This window comes from Allobosea massiliensis (assembly GCF_042655245.1).
Lineage (GTDB): Bacteria > Pseudomonadota > Alphaproteobacteria > Rhizobiales > Beijerinckiaceae > Allobosea > Allobosea massiliensis.
Genome location: NZ_JBHSLU010000061.1, coordinates 9107 through 28666, shown reverse-complemented (window position 1 = coordinate 28666; position 19560 = coordinate 9107). Strand labels below are relative to the sequence as shown.

Here is a 19560-nt window from a genome sequence, read left to right as displayed (position 1 = left end):
CGTCCTGACGGAGTGAATTCAGATGCTCTTGCGCAGCGTCAGCCGCATGTAGAGCTCGACATCGCGCTGGTTTGCCGAGACCCGCTCGAGCGGGCGCCCGAAGCCGCCCTCGAGCGAGACCCAGTCGACCGGGCGCCAGATCAGCCCTGCGCCCACCGAGGTCGCGCGCATGCTGTCGGTGGCATTGGGGTAGGTGATGCCATGGTCGAGGAAGACGAAAGCCTCGAGCTGCTTCAGCGGATCGGGCAGGAGCCAGTGCAGTTCCGCCTGACCGTAGAAACCGGAATTGCCGAAGGCGGCGCCGATCGGATAGCCGCGCACGGTGGTCGGGCCGCCGATCTGGAAGATCTGGTCGCCCGGCAGCTGCGTCTCGCCCGTATATTGCCAGGCGCCGACGGCGGTGCCGTAGAGATCCTCGGTGATGCGCCAGACCGAGCTGGTGGTGCCGGTCAGGATCGTGAGGCTGCGCTTGCGCTCCGCCAGCCGGTCCTCATGGGAAACCTCGCTCCAGTTGGCGGTCGAGGCGTGGCTGAGACCGGGCAGCGCGACGTTCAGCGAGAGCCCGGCCTGGACCCGGGTGTAGCGGCTTTCGACAGTGGCGATGTCGAGCTGCTTGCTGCGGCCCTGGCCGGTCCCGAGCGCGCCGGTGGCCTGCAGCAGGATGGCGTCGGTCGCCAAGACAGGCTGCGACAGGGTCAGTGCGACGCTTTCCGAGATGCCCTCCGGCCGCAATTCGCGGATCGCGCCGGTCACGATGCGGTAGGCGGAGCGGGTGAAAGTCGCGCCCAGCCGGGTGCCCCAGGGCGTAACGGGCAGCGTGTAGCTGCCGCTGCCGAGGATGCTGCCGCGGGCGCGCGAACCGTAGAAGACGATGCGGTCGTCGATGCCGAGCAGGTTGTGGTGGCGCAGGAAGAGCGTGCCCTGGTAGCGCCCTGTCGAGAGTACGCCCTGGTTGTCATAGGAGAACTGCACCGTGTTGCGCGCCGGCTCGGTGAGGGCGAGCTCGACATCGGTGAGGCCGAAGCTGGCGCCGGCGCCGAGCTGGGCCCTGAGCTGCAGATCGTTGATGCGGTTAAAGATCGAGACGGCGCGGTTGAGGGCGGGGGCGTCGATGACCTCGCCATCGATCAGCGGCACCTGGGAGCGCACATACCAGGGCCAGGTCTGCACCCCGCCCTTGATCGAGACCGCCCCGGCGCGCCCCTCGACCAGCTGGACGCGCAGCACGCCATCATCGAGCTTCTGAGGCGGCAGGACGGCGCTGGCGGTGATCTGGCCCTTTTCGGCATAGAGATCGTTCACCGCCTGGACGATCTGGCCGATCCCGGCGAGATCGACGCGACGGCCGACATAGCGGGCGCTGATCGCCTCCAGCTCGGCGGCGCCTAGCAGGCGCGAGGGGTCGAAATCGATGCGCGTCAGCAGAACGGTGGTGCCGCCGGCCGGGAACTCGACACGGGGCGCCGCGGGCGGCGCGATCACGGCAGGGCCGCGCTGGCGCGGCGGTGCCGTGCGGCGCTCGATCTCGAGCCGCTGGCGCTCGGCCTCGTTCTCGATCGTCTGCGGCACGATCTGGGCCGCAGCGGGATTCGAAAACGCGAGGGGAGAAACGGCGATTGCGGCGAAGGCCAGGCGGGAGCGGATCAAGGCTGCCCCTCTGCGCCGCCGAGATTGACGCGCGGGCCGCTCGTTCCGCCGATCGAGGCGGTGGTCTCCGGATCCCCGGAGACGCCGCGCCAGCGGCCGTCCTCCCCGAGAACGAAGCGCCGTGCCGTTTCGCCGAAGGACGGCGCGGAGGGGAAGAGGGTGCCGAGGCGGGCGAGATCGCGCGCCATCGAGGAGCCGAAGCTAGAGGAGAGCTGTGCCACGTCCGAATCGGCCTGAATGATGAAGGCGTCGGTCGAAAGCCTACTGCCATTTACGTTGAGGAAGAACGGGCGATCCTTCGGATAGAGCTGCACGTCGTAGCCGGTGACGGGGGCGAGACTGCGGTTATTGGCCAGCACGCTCATCGCCGGCGTCGTCAGCGTCAGCGCGCCGGGGATCGTGGCGCGGAGGATGCCGAGATCGCCGGCCGTCGTGGCGAGGCGGCCATCGCGAAGGGCGAGGCGGCCCACGCGCAAGGCCGCGGCCTCGACGGAAAGTTCGGCCATCTCGGCGACCGTCTCGCGGACCCCGCCGATGTCGAGCGCCAGCGGCAGGCTGCCGCCGCTCGGAAGCTGCACGATGTCGGCGGAGATGCGCGTGCCGAGGATGGTGATGCTCGCGCCGGCGCCGAAGCGGCCGAGCCGGACCTCGTCGGGCGCGCTCGCCGTCGTCGTCAGGGCCGCGCCGCGCTCGATCGCGATCGAGCCGGTGCCGGAGAGGCCGGCCTGCAAGGCCAGCACGTCGGCGGCGGCGATCCGCGCCGCCCGGATCGAGCCGGCGGCGCGCAGGGTGGCCGAGCCGTCGGACAGAACGGTCCCGAGGTCGAGATTGGCTGCGGTCGAGGTCAACGTCACGTCGCCACCGACCGACGCTTCGGCGAGGTCGAGCGTGCCGAGCGTCGCGATCTCGGCGGCACGACGGCTGGTCAAACGCGTGACGGCGAGGCTGGAGGCGGAGAGTCGGGTCCAGCCACCGCTCGTCAAGGTGCCGCCGACCAGCGCGCCGCTGGTGGTGAGGCTGAGATCGCCCGTGGTCGTGGCGATCTCGCGGACCGTCAGTGTGTCGCCCGCGACCAGGGTCGCGTCACGGCCGATGCGGGCGGTGCGCAGCGTCATCGTCGTCCCTGAGCGCAGCTCGGCGTTGCCGCCCGCGGTCAGTGTCGTGACATCGAGGGTGGAGCCAGCCGTCGCACGGATGTCGCGCGCCGAGAGGCTGCCGACCGCGAGGCGGCCAGCGGTCGTCAGCGTGGCGAGACCGGCGGCGTCGATCGTCTCGGCGCCGAGGCTCCCGTTGCGCGAGGCCAGGGCGATCTCGGCGCCGGTGACGGATCCGAGGCCGAGATCGCCCTCGGCGTCGATCGCGCTGCGGCCGGTGCTGCGCGCGGACAGGATCGCGAGCGAGCCGCCACGCGAAGCGACCGCAAGGTCGCCGCCGGAGGATAGCGAGCCGAGATCGAGCCGGCCGCTGCCGGAGAGCGCAAGATTGCCAGAGGAGGCCAGGCGGGTCGCGACGGCCGAACCGACGGTCGCGCCGAGATCGCCGCCGCGCGCCTCGGCCTGCTCGGTGCGCAGGGCGCCGCCGGCACTCAGCACGAGATCGCGGCCGGCGTCGAGGACCGGCACCGTGATCGCGCCCGCGGCGTCGACCCGCAGGCTGGCCGCGGCCCGCAGCGCCTGCGCCGTGACGTCCCCGCCGATCGAGCGCAGGGTCAGGTCGCCGGCGAGAGTCGTGCCCTCGCCGAGTGTTGCAGCGCCGGCGGCGGTGAGGGTGGCGGTCGTGCCGGCCTCGAGTCGGTCGATCTCCAGCACGCCACCCGCTGCCGCCGTTGCGGCGCCTCCCGCAGACAGGGTCTGCGCGACGCGGATCGCGCCGGCCGCCGTCAGCGTCACGTCGCCAGCGGCGGTGATCTCGGTCGCGTCGATGCTCCCGCCAGTCGAGGTCAGCGCGATGGCGCCGAGCGTCGAAACGAGCGTTCCGAGCGTCAGGCTGGCGGAGGAGGAGAGGCGGAGACCGCCGGCCGAGAGCCGGGCGATGTCGATGCTGCCTCCGATCGCCGAGAGCACGGCATCGCGGCCGGCCGTGAGAGAGGCGGTGACGGCGATCGAGGTCGCGGCGTTGAGCGTCGCGTCGCGCCCGGCGATGAGGGTCGCCGCCGTGATTCCGGCACCGGTCGTGGTGATGGCGAGGTCGCCGGTCGTGGTGGTCGCGTCGCCGAGCGTAACGGCACCGCTGGCAGCGAGCGTGGCGTCGGTTCCGGCCAGCAGCGAGGCGATGCCGAGCGTGCCGCTGCCGGCAGTGACGTCGGCGGTGCGGCCCGCGGTGAGCGAGGTGGTGACCGAAACGGCCGTTGCGGCGTTGAGCGTCGCGTCGCGTCCGGCGACCAGCGTCGCCGCCGTTATGTCCGCGTTCGTCGAGGTGATCGCGAGGTCGCCGGTCGTGGCGGTGGCGGCGCCGAGGGTGACGGCGCCGCTGGCGTTGAGGGTTGCGTCGGTGCCGGCCAGCAGCGAGGCGATGCCGAGCGTTCCGCCGGCGGCGGTAACGTTGGCGGTTCGGCCCGCGGTGAGCGAGGTGGTGACCGAAACGGCCGTGCCGGCGTTCAAAGTCGCGTCGCGCCCGGCGATCAGGGTCGCCGCCGTGATGCCGGCGTTCGTCGAGGTGATCGCAAGGTCGCCGGTCGTGGCGGTGGCGGTGGCGAGGGTGACGGCGCCGGTTGCGTTGAGGGTCGCGTCGGTGCCGGCCAGTAGCGAGGCGATGCCAAGCGTGCCGCTGCCGGCAGTGACGTTGGCGGTTCGGCCCGCGGTGAGCGAGGTGGTGACCGAAACGGCCGTTGCGGCGTTCAGCGTGGTGTCGCGTCCGGCGACCAGCGTCGCCGCCGTGATGCCGGCGTTCGTCGAGGTGATCGCGAGGTCGCCGGTCGTGGCGGTGGCGGCGCCGAGGGTGACGGCGCCGCTGGCGTTGAGGGTTGCGTCGGTTCCGGCCAGCAGCGAGGCGATGCCGAGCGTGCCGCTGCTTGTGGTCGCGTTGGCCGTGCGGCCTGCGGTGAGCGAGGTGGTGACCGAAACGGCCGTTGCGGCGTTCAGCGTGGCGTCGCGGCTTGCAACAAGCGTCCCCGCCGTGATGCCGGCGCTGGTGGAGGTGATGGCGAGGTCGCCCGCGGTCGTCGTCGCGCTGGTGATCGTGACAAGCCCCGAGGCGTCCAGCGTGCTGGCGGCGCCCGCCAGCAGCGTGCCGATCGTCAGCGTTCCGTTGGCGGCCGAGAGCGCAGTCGCGCCGGCGCTGGTGGCGGCATCCACGGCCAGCGTGCCGCTCGCCGTCAGCATGATCGATCCCGCATCGGCGGCCAGATTCGTGGCCCGCACCGTCGTCGCGGCCAGGTTCAGATGGCCGTTGAGGCTGCGGGCCGACAGGCTCGGGGCGTCGAGCGCGAGCGGAGCATGGCCGCTGCCGATGTCGCCGCCGGCCAGCAGCGTGACGACGCCGCCGCTCACGCTCGCGTCGAGCAGGGTTCCGGTGTCGCCATTGCCGAGGATCATGCCGGCCGCGGTCAGCGCGATCGAGGCGCCGCCGGCCGGGGCCGCGAGCGTGCTCGCGACCTTGCCGAGGGTGATCGTGCCGGCCGAAGCCAGGGTCACCGCACCGGTGGCGCTGATCTGCGAGCCGGCCGCCATCGCGATCGTGGCGCCGGTCAGGGATACGCCGCCTTGGCTCGAGCGCAGGTTTCCCAGGACCTCGATGGCGCCATCGGCGGTGGCGGCGACACCGGCCGTGGCGGCGAGGTCGCCGAGCCGCAGCGTGCTGGGGGCCTGGCCTGCCGTCGTCGGCGCCGCGAGCCAGGCGCGTCCGCCGATCTGTCCGGTGACGGAGCCGGTCGATGCGGATTGAAGGCCGAGCGCGGCGGAGGCCGAGCCGACATCGCCGCTCGCATCGAGACGGATCGAGGTCGCGGCGATGGCGACGCCCGGCAGATAGCCGAGGATGGAGCCACCGCGCGCCGTGAGCGAGGCGTTGCCGGAGGCGAAGATGCGGCCGATCTCGGCGTTGCCGGCCTGGGCGACCAGGGCCACGTCGCCCGCAGCGGCCGAGGCGGAGACCAGCCGCCCACCGATCTGGTAGGTCAGCGGAGTCGCCGTTGAGCCGATGCCGCCACCGCCCGCGACGAGTACGAGATCGCCTCCCGTCTGGATCTGGACCGGGCTGCGCGGCGTGGTGCCGTCGGCCTGGGTCGCGACCGTGATGGCGAGCGGCGCCTGCAGGTTGACCGTGCCGGTCGCGCTGATCGCACCCAGATTGAGCGTGGCGCCGGCCGAGCGCGGCGTCGTGCTGGAGGGGACATTCGCCGTCGCCTGGACATAGATGTCGCCCTGGGCCGAGGCGTTGAAGGTTCCGGTCGCGTTGATGAAGAGCGGGGCGGTCTGGCTGACATCGACGCGGGCGAGCGTGACGCCATTGGGGACGTTGCCGAGATCGGTGACCTCGACGAGGCTGCCGTCGAGCCGGCGTCCCATGATCTTGACGCTGCCCGGCGTGGTGGCGACCGAGAGCGCCGCGAGCTCGGCGTCGCTGATGGTGCCGTTGCGGATGCTGTCGAGCGAGACCTGCATGTCGGCCGCCAGCGAGCCGATGCTGCCGGCGGTGACGAGCGTCACGTCGCGGCCGACCACCAGCGCGGTGCCGTTGCCGACCGAGCCCGAAGTGGGCTGCAGGGCGGACTGGTTGATCGCCGAGACGAGCTGCCGGTCGGTCCAGACCGCGTCGCCCGCGATGCGGTTCACGATCCCGGAGGCCGCATCGGCATCCGTCGTGCGGAAGCTGTAGTTGCTCTGCAGCGTGGCGGGCTGGAAGCGGGCCTGGGTCGCCCAGCCGGCGCCATAGGCGATCTCGAAGGCCCCCGCATAGGCGGCGTAGCGTCCCGCCGCATAGGTCTTCACCTCCTGGGCGCTGGCGGTACGGCCGAGCGCGGCATCGGCGAAGGCCTGGTAGAGCGGGATTGCGGCGTCGTTCAGGCGGAAGGCGCCGTTGCCGTCGACCGAGCCGTTGCCGATCAGGGCCGAATAGAGCCCGTAAGCCTGCGTCACCTGCCCTTCGAAGGTCGCGATGCTCGCCTGGGCGGCGGTCGCCGCGCCGTCGTTCGCCGTGAGATTCAGGGCGCGCGAGACCTTGGAGAGCTGCTCGGCGCTCAGCGCCTGGGCCGAGGTCTGCCCGGTTGCCGAGACGAGCCGGCCATTGCCGACCTCGATGCGGACGTCGCCGGCGTCGCTGCGGATCTCGCCGACGCGCAGATCGCCCGCGAGCTGCGAGATGCCGACATCGCCGAGCGCCGAGACGTTGACGACGCCGTCGACGAAGCTGCCGTTCGGCAGCTGCGTCGCCATGGCGCGCAGCTTCATCGCCGTGGTCAGTGAACCGACGCCGCCAGTCTCGCTCGACAGGGTGATGTTGCGGCCGATGATGTTGGCGCCCGACTGGGCCGCCGCCTCGAGATTGCCGGTGGCGCGCACCACGACGTCGCCATAGGCGTTGGGATTGCCGTCGGCGCGTAAGGTGGTGATGCGGGCGCCGCCGGTGATGTCGAGATGGATGCCGCCGCTACCGGTCGCCGCCGCGAGGCTGGCGCCGGAAGTCAGCGTCGTCGTGATCGCCTGCGTCGCGGTGCCGATCGCGTCGCGAGCGTTGAGCGTCAGGTCCTTGCTGAGGATCGAGACGTTCGCGGCCTGGGTGATCGCGCCGCCGGTGGCGTTGAGCGTCGTGGAGCCGCTCGGATTGACGACATTGCCCTGGAGCAGCAGCCCGCCATTGGTCTGGATGTTGACGCGCCCCGCGGCATTGCCGGCGAAGCTGATGGCGAAGGGGTTGTCGGCCTTCACCGACGCCGTGACCTGGACGAACGCGCGGGTGGCGTAGTTGTAGTCCCAGACCGCCTGGGAGGCGCCGGGCTGGCCGACGAAGCCGCGGTCGCAATAGTTGGGCGAGCCGAGCTGGCAGCCGCCATAGCTGGCCGAATTGTTGATGAAGTCGAGATGGCCGCCGGTGATCGTCTGGGTCAGGCCGATATTGGTGAGGCTCGTGTTGTTCGTCAGGCGCCCCGAGACGGGGGTCGCGCTGGGCGATTGTGCCGAACGCGACCACCAGTAGCGCGGATCGGCCCCCGGATTGGTGCTGGGCGACTGCGCGTCGACATAGACCCAGGGGTTGCTGGACGTGCCGGAGCTGTAGACCCAGTAGGAGACGACGTCGCGCTGGTTGCGGTTGGCGACCGTCAGGCCGACCCGCTCGAGCAGCGCCTGCTGCGTCCACTCATAGCGCGTGCCGGCGACGGGGGTGTAGCTGGTCGTGTCGCCGGAGACGAAGGCCACCGGAGTGGTGGTGCCGAGCACGGGCTGGGCGCCGTTGTTCGTCTTGTAGACGGCGATGCCCGAGCCCGGCGTATAGGCATAGACCGTCGTGTTCGGCCCCGAGGTGATCAGGCGGTCGACGATCGTGATCTTGCTGACGCTGGCGTTCACGCCTGCCGCGGTGCCGGTGTTGATGCGGCTGGTGACGAGGTCGAGCCCGGAATTGTTGACCAGGCTGACATCGCCGAAGCCGCCATTGACCTTGATGCGGCCGATCGTGTTCGTGCTGATGATCTGACCGTCGAGCAGGACCGAGCCGCCGCCCGAGGAGGCGTTGACGTCGTTCAGAATCAGGCGGTGGTTGACGACGTCGTAGACGACGGGGGCTGCGCCCGGGTTGGCCCAGCCGCCACCGAAGATGCTGGCGAAGCTGGCGGAGGTGGTGCCGGCGTCGAGATAGCCCTGGCGCACCGAACTCAGGATGGTGCCGATGTTCGCGGCGATGGTGCCCGACCAGTTGGTGATGCGCCCGGCCTCGATCGAGGCGTTGATGTTGATCGTGGTCGCCTTGATCGCGACCTGCGCGCCGTAGATCTGCGTGCCGCCGCCCTGCGCCGTCGGGTTGCTCGTCCGATAGGTCGGCACCGTCGGGATGAGGGTCATCCTGATGTCGTTGCCGATATTGTAGCCGGTGGCGCAGTTGTAGCCGGAATCGGCGATGTAGCCGGCGCAGTTGCCGAAGAACTGCAGCGACCAGTTGCGCGTCTGGCCGTCGGCCTGCGTGCCGTAGAGGAAATAGTTGACGTTGGACACGCCGGCCGCTGCGGCCAAGGCATTGGCGGCGGCGTAGATCGCCTCGTTCGGATTGAGCGTCGTGCCCTGACCACCGCCGGGATAGACGATGTAGCTGCCGTATTCGGCCTGCGGCGAGGCGCCGGCATTGTAGAGGCCGTTCGGCCCGTTCGAGGAGACGGCGACGGCGCCGTTGGGCACCGTGACGTTGAACTGCAACGCGTCGATACGTTGGCCCGAGAAGCCGAAGGAGCCGAGCGTGTTGTTGATCGAGACCACGCCGGCGAGGTTGGTGACGTCTCCGGCGATCAGCAGTGCCGGGCCGTTGCCGCTGGCGTCGAGTGCGCCCGCATAGGCGTTGTCGATGGTGATGACCGGCGTCGCATCGGGATTGCTGTTGCGGGTGAGGCCGCCGCTCGCGCCGACGATCTGGCCGCCGGTCGATTCCGGGATGTAGGCGCCGCCGTCCAGCACCAGATAGGCGTTGCTGCGGTTGATCACGGTGATGGAGGGGCCGCCCCGGGCGGTCAGCGTGCCATTGCCGGAGACCGTGCGCCCGCCGACATAGACGTTGCCGCCGGCGGCATAGAGCTGGCTCAGGCGGACGGCCGTGACCGGCGAGCCGCTGACGCCGGAGATCAGCGTGCCCGCGACCGAGGAGTCGTAAAGGGCATTGATGTAGGACACCGCGTTGAAGGCGCCGTTGATGTTCGCCGTCACCGGCGCGCCGCTGACGAAGCGGATGGTCGGCGTGTCGTTGACGCCGCATTGCTGGGTCGCGTTGGTCCCGCAGCCGATTTCGATGCGCTGGGTGTTGTAGATGCCGGCGGTAGCCGTTCCGTTCATCACCAGGGTCGAGGAGGAGGAGGCTCCGGGACTGCTGCTGTCATTCGCGACAGGGATGAAGAAGAGCTGGTAGCCATAGCCCGTGCCGTCGGCATAGGCGTTCAGCAGGCCGTCATAGCCGCCGAGCGTGACGTTCTGCGCGCTCGCGATGCTGGCGCCGGAGGCGACCTCGACCCGGGCATGGTTCTGCAGATCGGTCGAGGCGTCGGCATCCGGCACCGCGATCAGACCGCGCACATAGCCCAGCGCCGTGGCGCGGCCGGTCAGGCTGTTGGTTCTCAGCCCCGATCCGTCGCGGCCGGCGGTGACATTGACGTCGCCGAGGCCGAGCAGCGCCGCATTCGCGCCGATCCCGACGGTGTTGCGGGTCTTCAGGGTCACGTCGGCATCGGCGACGCCCACGCCGGCGACGCCATAGGTGCTGACATAGGCGTTCGTCCGCACATCGGCGGTCGTGTAAGTGCCGATATTGATCACGCCGAAGGAGGTCACCGTGCTGCGCAGCCCGAGCGTGACCTCGTTGTTGACGGTGGCGGTGTAGCGGGAGGCGACGCCTGCGCCCTGCAGCAGGCCGCCGGTCGTCAGCGTCGCGGCGTCGTCGCCGGTGAGTTCGCTCCAGGCCTGGATCAGGATCGGCCCGGGCGCCCCGGTCGGGCTCGTGCCGGCGGCGAGGGCGACATCGTCGGCGAGCACGACGCGCGAGGTGCCGGACAGGGTCGTGGTCGAGGTCGCGCCGGCCCCATTGATGCCGCCGCCGGCGGCGGCGCGCACCGAGTCGCCGAGAGCGAGCTGCTCGAAGCCGTTGCGGCTGGTCAGCGCGATCGCCTGCAGGCAGGAGGTCAGGGCGCAGCCCGCCGTGCCGGGACCCGCGGCGGTCAGCCGGCTGCGGGCGCCCAGCGAGGTCAGGACGGCGATGTTCTCCGCCTTGTTCTCCGCCAGCGCCGCGCTGGCGCCCAGCGCGGCCGCCTGAAGGCTGTCGACGAGGGCGGCATAACGGGTGTCGTGGCTCGCGGCGACCGTGACGAGGCCGGTGTGGATGATGGCGTCAGCGCCGAGCGAGGCGGTGACGGCGGACCGGCTCGAGGTCCGCCCTTCGGCGCCGGAGCCGGCATAGAGGCCGCCACTGCCGGCCTGGGACCGGACGACCTGCGTGTCGCTGCCGGTGGCGGTGACGGCGAGGCTGCCGCTTCCGGCCGCCTCCATCCGCACGCCGTTGCCGAGCGAAGCGGTGGTCGCCGTGTCGGCGTCGGCTTCGGCCAGGACTACGCCAATGGCGGCGGTGCCGCCGGTGATACCGCTGGCGGTCGCGCCCTGGGCCGTGGTGTTGCTGGCCGCAACCGTCACCGTTGCCGCAGGCAGCCGGACATTGTCGCCGACGGAGGCGGTGACCCTGGCCGTGTTGCTGGCCGAGGCCCGCGTGCCGGTCGCGCTGACGTAAAAGGCCCCTGAGGCCGCGAGCGCCGAGGCCGCGGCGGAGAGGCCGCCCCGCGCGAAGCCCGAGGTGGAATCCGAAAGATCGATCGCATCGCCCAGCGCGGTGCCGAAGACGGAGCCGGTGGCACGAACGGAGAGATTGCCCGCCGTGAACTGCGCGAGCGAGGGCAGGCTGGCATTGCCTTCGATGAGCGCCCGCACGAGCGGATCGACCGTCGCGTTGGCGATGGCCGTGCCGACGGCGAGACCGCCGGCCACGGCGACGCCGGTGGCGGAGGCCTTGGCATCGGGCGAGGCGTCGGCCCGCACGGCGATCGTGCCGGTCCCGACCTGGGCGCGGGCGCCGGAGCGGATGACGGCCAGGGTGTCGGTGGAGTCGGTCGCGGTCGCTTCCGCGCCGGCTCCGGCCGCCAGCAGGCCGCCGACGCCGGCCACCGCCGCCGCATGGGCGGCGCCGGTGCTGGTAACGCCGATGGTGAGGCCGGTTCCTGTCAGGCTGGCGCCGGCGGCGAGTTCCGACGAGATCGTGCTGGTGACGCTGCTCTTCGCCAGCGAGACGCCGAGCGCGAGCCCGCCCGCCACGGTGGCGCCGAAGGCATCGGAGCGGCCGGTCTGGCTGTTCTCGGCGGTGACGCTCGTCGCGCCGGTCACGGTCAGCGTGCCGCCGAGCCGGGCGGCGACGGTGTTGGACAGGGTGCCCTCGGCGACCGCGGCGCCGGCAGCCGCGCCCAGCGCGCCGGCGCCGGCGCGGGCTTCGACGGCCACGGCGGAGCCCGACCCGTCGGCGGAGCGGGCGGAGAGCGTGATCGAGCCGGTGGTGACGGCGATCTGGTCGAGCGTGGCGGAGACCTTGTCCCCGATCGTGGTGTAGGCGGTGGCGGCGCCGACGCCGGCCGCGCCGCCGGCGCCCACGCCGGTGGCGAGGTTGCTGGTTGTCGTCTGCGACAGGGCGCTTACGGCGACCGAGCCGCTTGCGATGCTGCCGCCGGTGACGGTCGCGGCGGTGCGCGAGTCCGCGGAGTCCAGCAGCGCGCTCGCGCTCTGGGAAGCCGGGGCGACGATGCGGCTGCGATTGGCGGTGAAGAAGCTGTATTGCTGGGCCGCATAGCTGCGGACCTCGGCATCGGTCGCCGTCCGGCCGAGGGCGGTGCTCGCCTCGGCGCGATAGGCGGCGAGGCCGGCGGTGCTCAGCGTCAGCACGCCGTTGGAGACGGTGCCGTTGGCGAGCAGGCGGGCATAGGCGTCATTGGCGGCGCTGCGGATCTGGTCGTCCGTCGCGCCCGGCAGGGTCGCGGTGACGGTGCTGCGATAGGCGGAGACGCCGGCATCGCTCATCAGATAGGCGACGCTGCCGCCGGTGAGGGCGGCATAGCGCTGGGCGGCCCAGCTGCGCACCTGCGCGTCGCTCGGGCTCGCGATGCCGAGCGCGGTCGCGGCGGCCGAGCGCAGGGCGGTCACGCCCGCGCTTCCCAGCGTCAAGGTGCCGTTCGACACCGTGCCGCTGGCCAGCAGCAGATCGAACTCGGCCTGCGCCGCGTCGCGCAGCGCCGCATCGGTCATCGAGGCGCCGGCCGTGCCGCGATAGCTGCGATAGGCGGAAAGGCCGCTGGCGCTGAGCACGAGATCGGCATTGCCGGCGGTGAGCTGGCTGACGCGGGCGAGCGTGCCGTCGCCATTGGCGTTCAGCTCGGCGGCAGCGCCCGCGGGCGTGGCGGTGCCGACCGAGATCACCGCCACCGAGGCGCCGATGCCGGCCGTGCCGCCGACGGCGAGCGTCACCGTGCGGGCATCGACGATGCGCTGGGAGGTGGCGGAGGCCAAGACGGCGTCCGGCGCCGAGAGGGTCGACCCCGTGATGTCCGCCAGCACGCGGCTGTCGAGGCTCGCAATGGTCGCAGCCGCGCCGGCTCCCATCGAGCCGGTGGCGCCGGCGGCGGTGGTCGGCGTGATGCGCGTCGTCTCGTTCGCGCTGACGTCGATGCCCGCGGCGCTGGCGGGGCGCAGCGTCGCGACGACGCCGTAGAGACCGGCGCGGGTCTCGTTCTCGACGTCGATGAAATTGACCATGCCGGCGACGCCGGCAAAGCCGCCGGCCGCGCCGCCGGTCGCCAGCAGCGTGAAATCGTTGCTGCTGCGCGCCGCCACGGCGAGCGCGCCGTTGAGGTTGAGCGTCGTCTGGCCGGCGCCGCCGCCGATGGTGGCGAGCGTCGTATTGCGGCTGGTGCCGACGGTGAAGGCGCTGCCGAGGCCGACACCGCCGCCGGCCGCGACCGTCGCGAAGCCGTAGAAGCCGTTGCGGCTCTCGGCGTTCACCGCGACGCGGCCCGCCGTGACCAGACCCTGATCGAGGGTGGCCGTGGTGGTCGCCGCGAAGCTGTTGACGATGCCAGACGCCGCCGCGCCGCCGAGGCCGACCGCGAAGCCGATCACGGTGCCCGTCGCCGATTGCGAGGCGTTCGCCGCGATGTCGAGGGCGGTGACACCCGGGCGGGTGAAGCCCGGCGTGGTCGTGCCGAGCGTGCTGCCGGTCAGCGCGGCGCGGGTGCTGCGCTGCATGACGGTGTTGGCGTCGGCGCCCGCGGCCGCGACGCCGCCGATCGAGCCGACCGTGATGAAGGTCGCGGCATAGGAATGGCTCGCCGCCTCGATGGCGACGGCGGTCGAATCCGTGCCGGTGAGGCGCGTGTTGACGGCGCTGCCGTCGATCACCGCGGCCGTGCTGCCGCCCAGGACGTTGCGGATCGGGACGATCGCGACGGCGCCCGAAACCGGGAAGATGGCGACGCCGCCGGTCACGGCATTGGCCAGGACCGATTGCTGCGAGGTCGCGACGACGCCCAGGCCGCGGACGCTGCGCGCGGTCATGGCGAGCGAGGGCTGGGCCGCGCTCGGGTCCGTCGCCGTGCTCAGGTCGAAGGCGGTGACGAGCTGGCCGGCCTGGTAGTTCAGCGCGCCCGAACCGCCGGCGCGCGCATCGACCGTGCTGCCGGCGCCGATCGAGGCCGTGCTCGCCCCGCCGATCGTGTTGTTGACGACCGACAAGCCGCCCGCGACGGAGGGCGCGCCCAGCGTGGCGCCGAGCGCGCCGGCCGAGACGGTGATGCGGTCGGTATTGGTCGCGAAGAGCCCGAGATTGTTGCCGGCGATGATGTCGGCGCCCGCCACCGTGGCGGCGACGTCGGTGGCGATGCTGTTGTTGGCGATGGAGCCGGCCAGCCCGACATTGCGCGACATGGCGATGCCGATGGCGAGCGTGTCGATGGTGGCGGTCGAACCGGCCCGCAGGAGGACGTCGCCCGAGGTGCGGATCGTGGCATCGGCGACGGTCGCGTCGGCCTCGTTGGCGATGTCGCTCTCGACGACCGAGAGGCCGATCGCCGCGGTGCCGATGCCAAGGCCGAGCGAGCCGGCGCTGGCGCGGATCGTCGAGGCGACGGTCCCGGTGACGTCCAGCCCCGCGGCGGTGATCGAGGTGCCGCTGCCGGTGATGCCGGCGCGGGCGACATTGCCGATGGACTGAAGCACGACCGAGGCCGTGCCGGCGAAGGCGCCGGTGGCGACGCCGAGACCCACGGCAACGCCGGTGATGGTGGCGCCGTCCTGCGCGCGCAGGGTGACGAGGCCGCCGGCCGTCAGGTCGACCTGATCGATGGTGGCGAGATGCGACTGGGCGATGCGGTTCGCCAGCAGCGAGACGCCGACATTGTTGGTGCCGCCCTGCACTGCGCCCGCGACGGCGAGGATCGCGGCTCCCGTCGGGTTGGCGGTGCCGTTGTTGGCGGCGGAGCCGGTGAAGTCGATCTGGCTGGTGTCGGTGCCGGCGAAGAGCTGGCGGCCGGTGATCAGCGCGTCGAGGGTGGCGTTGCGGCTGCCGTCGGACAGGACCAGCACGTCCCCCCGCGTGGTGATCAGGGCGGGCGTCGCCGTGCTGCCGTCGATCATGGCCCGGATCGTCGGCGTCACCGTGTTGAAGACGAGGGAGCCGGCCAGCCCGTTGCCGCCGAGGCCGGCGCTGATGGCGCTGGAGACGATGCGGCTCGCCCCCGAGGCGGTCACGCTGAGGCTCTGGACGGAGTCCAGCCGCGAGCGCGTCACCCTGGCGCTGACCGCCTCCTCGCCATCGGGGTCGGCGATTTCGGTATAGGTCAAGGCGAGGCCGATGCCGTTCTTCGCGCCGGCATAGGCGGCACCGCCGCCGATGCCGATATCGGTGGTCTGGTAGGCGTTGACCGCCACCGCATTGGCGCCGAGGGCGAAGGAGCCCGCGAGCAGGGTCGAGTCCGAAATGGCGGCCGAGACCCGGTCGGTCACCAGCCCGAGCGAGACCGACATCGCCGCAGCGCCATTGCCGCCCGGCGCTCCGGCGAGACCGAGCCCGACGGCGGTGATCCGCCCGCCCGCAAGCGCCTGGACGCTGGTGTTGCCGATATTGGTCAGCGTCGAGCCGGCGATATGGGCGTCGGTGCTGTTGTCCAGCTTGGCATAGGCGATGGCGCCGGCGAGGGCGGCGGAAGGCGCGCTCGTTCCGGCGAGATTGACTGCGGCCGAGCCCGAGCCGATCTCGATGATGCTGGAGTTCAGCGCCCTGACCGCGGTCGAGAGCGGCTGGAGCCGGTTCTCGATGCGGGCGCCGTCGATCCAGGCCGAGGTGCCCAGTTGAGTGGCGGCCATCGCGGCACTGCCAGCAAGCCCGAGGGAGGGACTGCCGCCGCCCTGTGCCGAGGTTGCCGAGGCCACCTTGGCGAAGAATGGGTCGTCACCCAGGAAATCGATGGCTCCGTCTGAGGTGTAGAAATCGATCGCTGCCGCCGCGACGGAGGCCGCGATCACCCGGCCCGTAGTCGCGGCCTGGACCGTCAGGGAATCGGTGCGGATGAGTCCCAGCGTCGTGCCCGCGCCGCGCAGCCTGCCGTCGGAGAGGTCGCTGGAATTGTCTCCGATGAAGGCGCGGGTCACCGTCGTCGCGTCGAGGCGCGCGACGGAGACGCCGAAGCCGCTACCGCCGGAGTTTGCCCCGGCGAGGGCGCCGCCGAGCGAGAACAGCGAGACGAACTGCTCGGCGCGCAGATCGACGAGATCGGCGGTGATCCGCGCGCGGTTGCTGATCGAGGCGAGGGTCTGGTTGTCCAGCCCCGCCAGCGAGACCATGCCGTTCAGGGCGACGCCGGCGGAACGACCCGAGGAGGTCGCGATCACGAACATCTTGTCCGACGTCGTCGCGGTGACGCCCAGATCTCCGGCAGTGACCGTCGCGCCGTCGGCAATGGCGGCGACCGTGCGGCTGCTGCGGCCGATATCGAGCAGGGTTCCGCCCGCGGCGGACCCCGCGCCGCCGTTGACGCCGCCGGTGAAGCCGAAATTGCCGCCGCCGTCGATGCTGTGGACGGTGGTGTCGGCGGCGACGCTGACGGCCCGGCTCCAGGCCTGCTCGTAACCGTCCGCCAGCGTCGTCTGCCAGGCCCCGCCCAGCGAGGCGGCCGTGATCGTCGCGCCGCTGGCGATGTAGGCCGAGGTCTCGTTGTTGACGCGGAAATAGTCGACCGCGCCGGCCAGGCCCAACTGCGAGGACTGGGAGCTGGCATTGGCGTAGGTCGTCAGGATGTTGTTGACGACGCCGAGATTGCCGTTGAGGTGCGAGATCGCCTCCGACAGCCCGGCCCAGTTCGTCCAGGTGTTCGAGATCGGCATCTCGTTGGTGGCGCCGACGCCGACGCGGAGCCCGCTCACCGTCGCGCCGGGGCCGATAAAGGCAGTCGAATCGTGATTGTAATTGCCGACGGCGATGCCGAAGGAGAGCGAGATCTGTGCCTGGGGATTGGCGGCTGTGGGATCCGTCGAGGTGGAGTTGGTCGAACTGTCTGCGATCAGCCGGACGCCGAAGTCCGACTGGCGGCTGGCGACGGCGACATTGCCGTTGGTGTGGATCGCAGGCGCGGCGCCGCCCGCATCCGCCCCGATGAAGGCCTTGGCGCTGAGGCCGCTGTCGGCGATGGCGATCGCGCTGCCGACCTTGGCCGGGACCGTGCTGCTGCCATTGCTCACCTCGCCGAGGATCTTCGTCAGGAGGTCCGAGACCGTCGAACCGGCCGGGCCGGCGTTGAAGAGAGCGTTGTTGCCGACCGTCGTCGTGGCGCTGGTCGCGTTCTTGGTCGTGTCGGAGACCGCCTGAACGGTGAGGCTGCCGGCCTTGCTGGCGGCGCTGCCGAGCGAGGCCCCGAACTGCGCCTCCGTGGCCGCCTTGTAGTCCGAATAGGCGAAGGCGATGCCGCCGACGCTTCCCGCCGAGGCCATCGCCGTAGCGGAGGTCGAGAAGCTGTTGGTGGTGAGGGCCGAGACGGTGACGTTGGTCGTCGCGCCGGCGGTAATGATCGCGCCGGAATGGACCTTGGCCGCGGTCGTGACGTCGACCGCGCCATAGGCGACGGTCGCCGCCACCAGGCTCTGGCCGGTCGTCAGCGTGAGCGCGGTGACGCCGAGCTTGACGTCGTTCGACGCCCTGACGTCGAGATTTCCCCCGACCGTGATCCGCGCGCCCGAGGCGATGTCGGCCCTCACCTCTCCGGCGATCTCGCCGATCGACACCGCCGCGCCCCAGGGGAAGTTGCCCGAGAGCGTGATGGCCGGGAGCGAAGCCTCCTGCTGGCCGCTGGCGCTCAGCGAGACGTTCCGCGTCGCTTCGATCACGGCGGTCGACGCGATCTCGATCGTCGACGAGATCGTGCTGCCGACATAGGAGCCGTTCAGCCCGAACATCGCGCCGCCGACCGTCTGGGCCGCCAGCGCGACGAGTGTCCCCGCATTCGGGTCGATGAAGGAGGACACGGCGCGGGCATCGGCCGTCATCACGACGTCGCGGCCGGTGATCGTGCCCGAGACCTTGATGCCGGCCTCGGCGGTGGCGGCCCCGGAGAGCAGGGTCTGCGACTGGCTGGCGGTGAGCGTCACATTGCCGGCCGAGAAGGCGCTGCCGGCGCTGACACCCGCGAGCAACTGACCCGCGACCTCGATCTTCGGCGCTTCGAGGGTGATGTTGCCGGAGTTGCCGAGCGATGCATTGGTCGCGGAAAGGGCCCCCGCCTGGCGGTTGAAGTTGCGCGTATCGATGAGGCCGTCGCCCCGGATGGTGATGCTGTTCGTGGCCAGCAGCGACACATCCGTGCCGTTGGTGATCATGTTGGCGCTGCCGCCGGTTCCGATCACGATGTCGGTGGGGTCGATGAAGAGCAGGCCGGCCTTGCCGTTGCGGGCGGAGAGATCGACATCGACCGCGCCCAGCGTCACCGTGTTCTTCGCGCTGAGCTCGAGGAAACCACCGTCGCCGCTGGTGCCGGCCGTGCCGCGGAAGACGGCCCCGTCGGCGACGTCGAGATCGGTGCCGGCGAAGACGATGGCCGAGCCGGCCTTGCCGGCGACGCCGCGCGCGGCGCTGACGTCGACGACCGCGCCGCGGGCGATCGCGATGGCGGCGTCCGACGTGATCGAGACCTTGCCGCCTTCGGCCGTATTGACCGCGGCGGAGCCGGCGCTGAGACGAGGCGAGGGGGCGGCGCCGGTGGCCGTGATCTTCGCCGTGGCGGCGATCGTCGTGCCCTTGCCCGAGCGGATCGCGATGCTGCCGGCGGCGCGGCGGCCCGTCGCGTTGGCGCTGAGGCGGCCGGACACGCTGACCGTGCCGGCGGCCACGATCTCGATCCCGCCGCCCTTGCGCGCGACCATCGCCGCGCCCTGACGCAGGCCCTTGGTGTTGACGCTCTCGGCGAAGGCGGTGCGGTGGCGGCGGCGCCGTTCGCCGAGGTCCTCAGCGGTGGCATTGGAGGTGATCTGGCCGGCGATGCTGACGGAATGGCCGTGCAGCGTGACGCCACGCTTCGCGTTGATCCGGCCGTCGATCGTGATGCGCCCATCGGGCGAAATCGGCACGTCGTTGGCACGCAGCCGCGCGGCCAGCGCCTCGTCGACGACGCCGTTCGGGCTGATGACCCGATCAAGGAACTCGCGGGTCGGCGTGTTGACGGTCAGCCGGCCGGTGTTGATCACGCCGCTCGGCCCGACCGTGAAGCCGGCCGAATCCGAGAAGTAGATGTGCCCGCCGATCTGGCCGTTCTTGTAGGAGTTGAGGATGCCGTTGACGACGACCGGGCCGTCGCGAACGATGTTCACCAGCGCCCCGGTGTTCTGGGGCAGGTGCATGTTCACCGTGGTGCCGGCCGCCTGCTCGAAGCGCGAGAAGGAGTTGTAGCCGGCGCCGGCCGCGATCGTCTGGGTCGTGATCGTGGTGGTCGTGCCGCTGACTGAGACGTTGGTCTGGGTGCGTCCGTCGGGCGTGATGATGTTCTGCGCGAAGGCGGGCGCGTTCCACAAGGCGAGCGCCATCGCCTGGCCGACGAGGCAGCGCTGCCGCCAGGCCGCCAGCACCGGCCCGCGGGGTCGCGCGCGCAGGGCCGGCGGGACGAACCCCGGCTGAGCGCCCCGGGGCTTCGCGAGCGTCTTCGTCCGGCGGCGCGCCATC

Annotated in this window: 2 protein-coding genes; both read right to left on the bottom strand. The window is 71.5% G+C overall.

The features are described from left to right. Nucleotides 1-18: 18 nt before the first annotated feature. A complete protein-coding gene (locus tag ACFPN9_RS17635) occupies nucleotides 19-1647 on the bottom strand; it encodes a ShlB/FhaC/HecB family hemolysin secretion/activation protein (RefSeq protein ID WP_066733688.1) in 1629 nt (542 codons plus the stop codon). After that, nucleotides 1644-19559 (bottom strand): leukotoxin LktA family filamentous adhesin, encoded by a 17916-nt coding sequence (locus ACFPN9_RS17630; protein WP_377817341.1) that lies wholly within the window; start codon nucleotides 19557-19559, stop codon nucleotides 1644-1646. The genes ACFPN9_RS17635 and ACFPN9_RS17630 overlap by 4 nt, the downstream gene beginning before the upstream one ends. Nucleotide 19560 lies beyond the last annotated feature (1 nt).

Excerpts from the sequence above, each read along its gene's own strand:
- ACFPN9_RS17630 (WP_377817341.1), bottom strand. The coding sequence starts at position 19,559 with ATGGCGCGCCGCCGGACGAAGACGCTCGCGAAGCCCCGGGGCGCTCAG.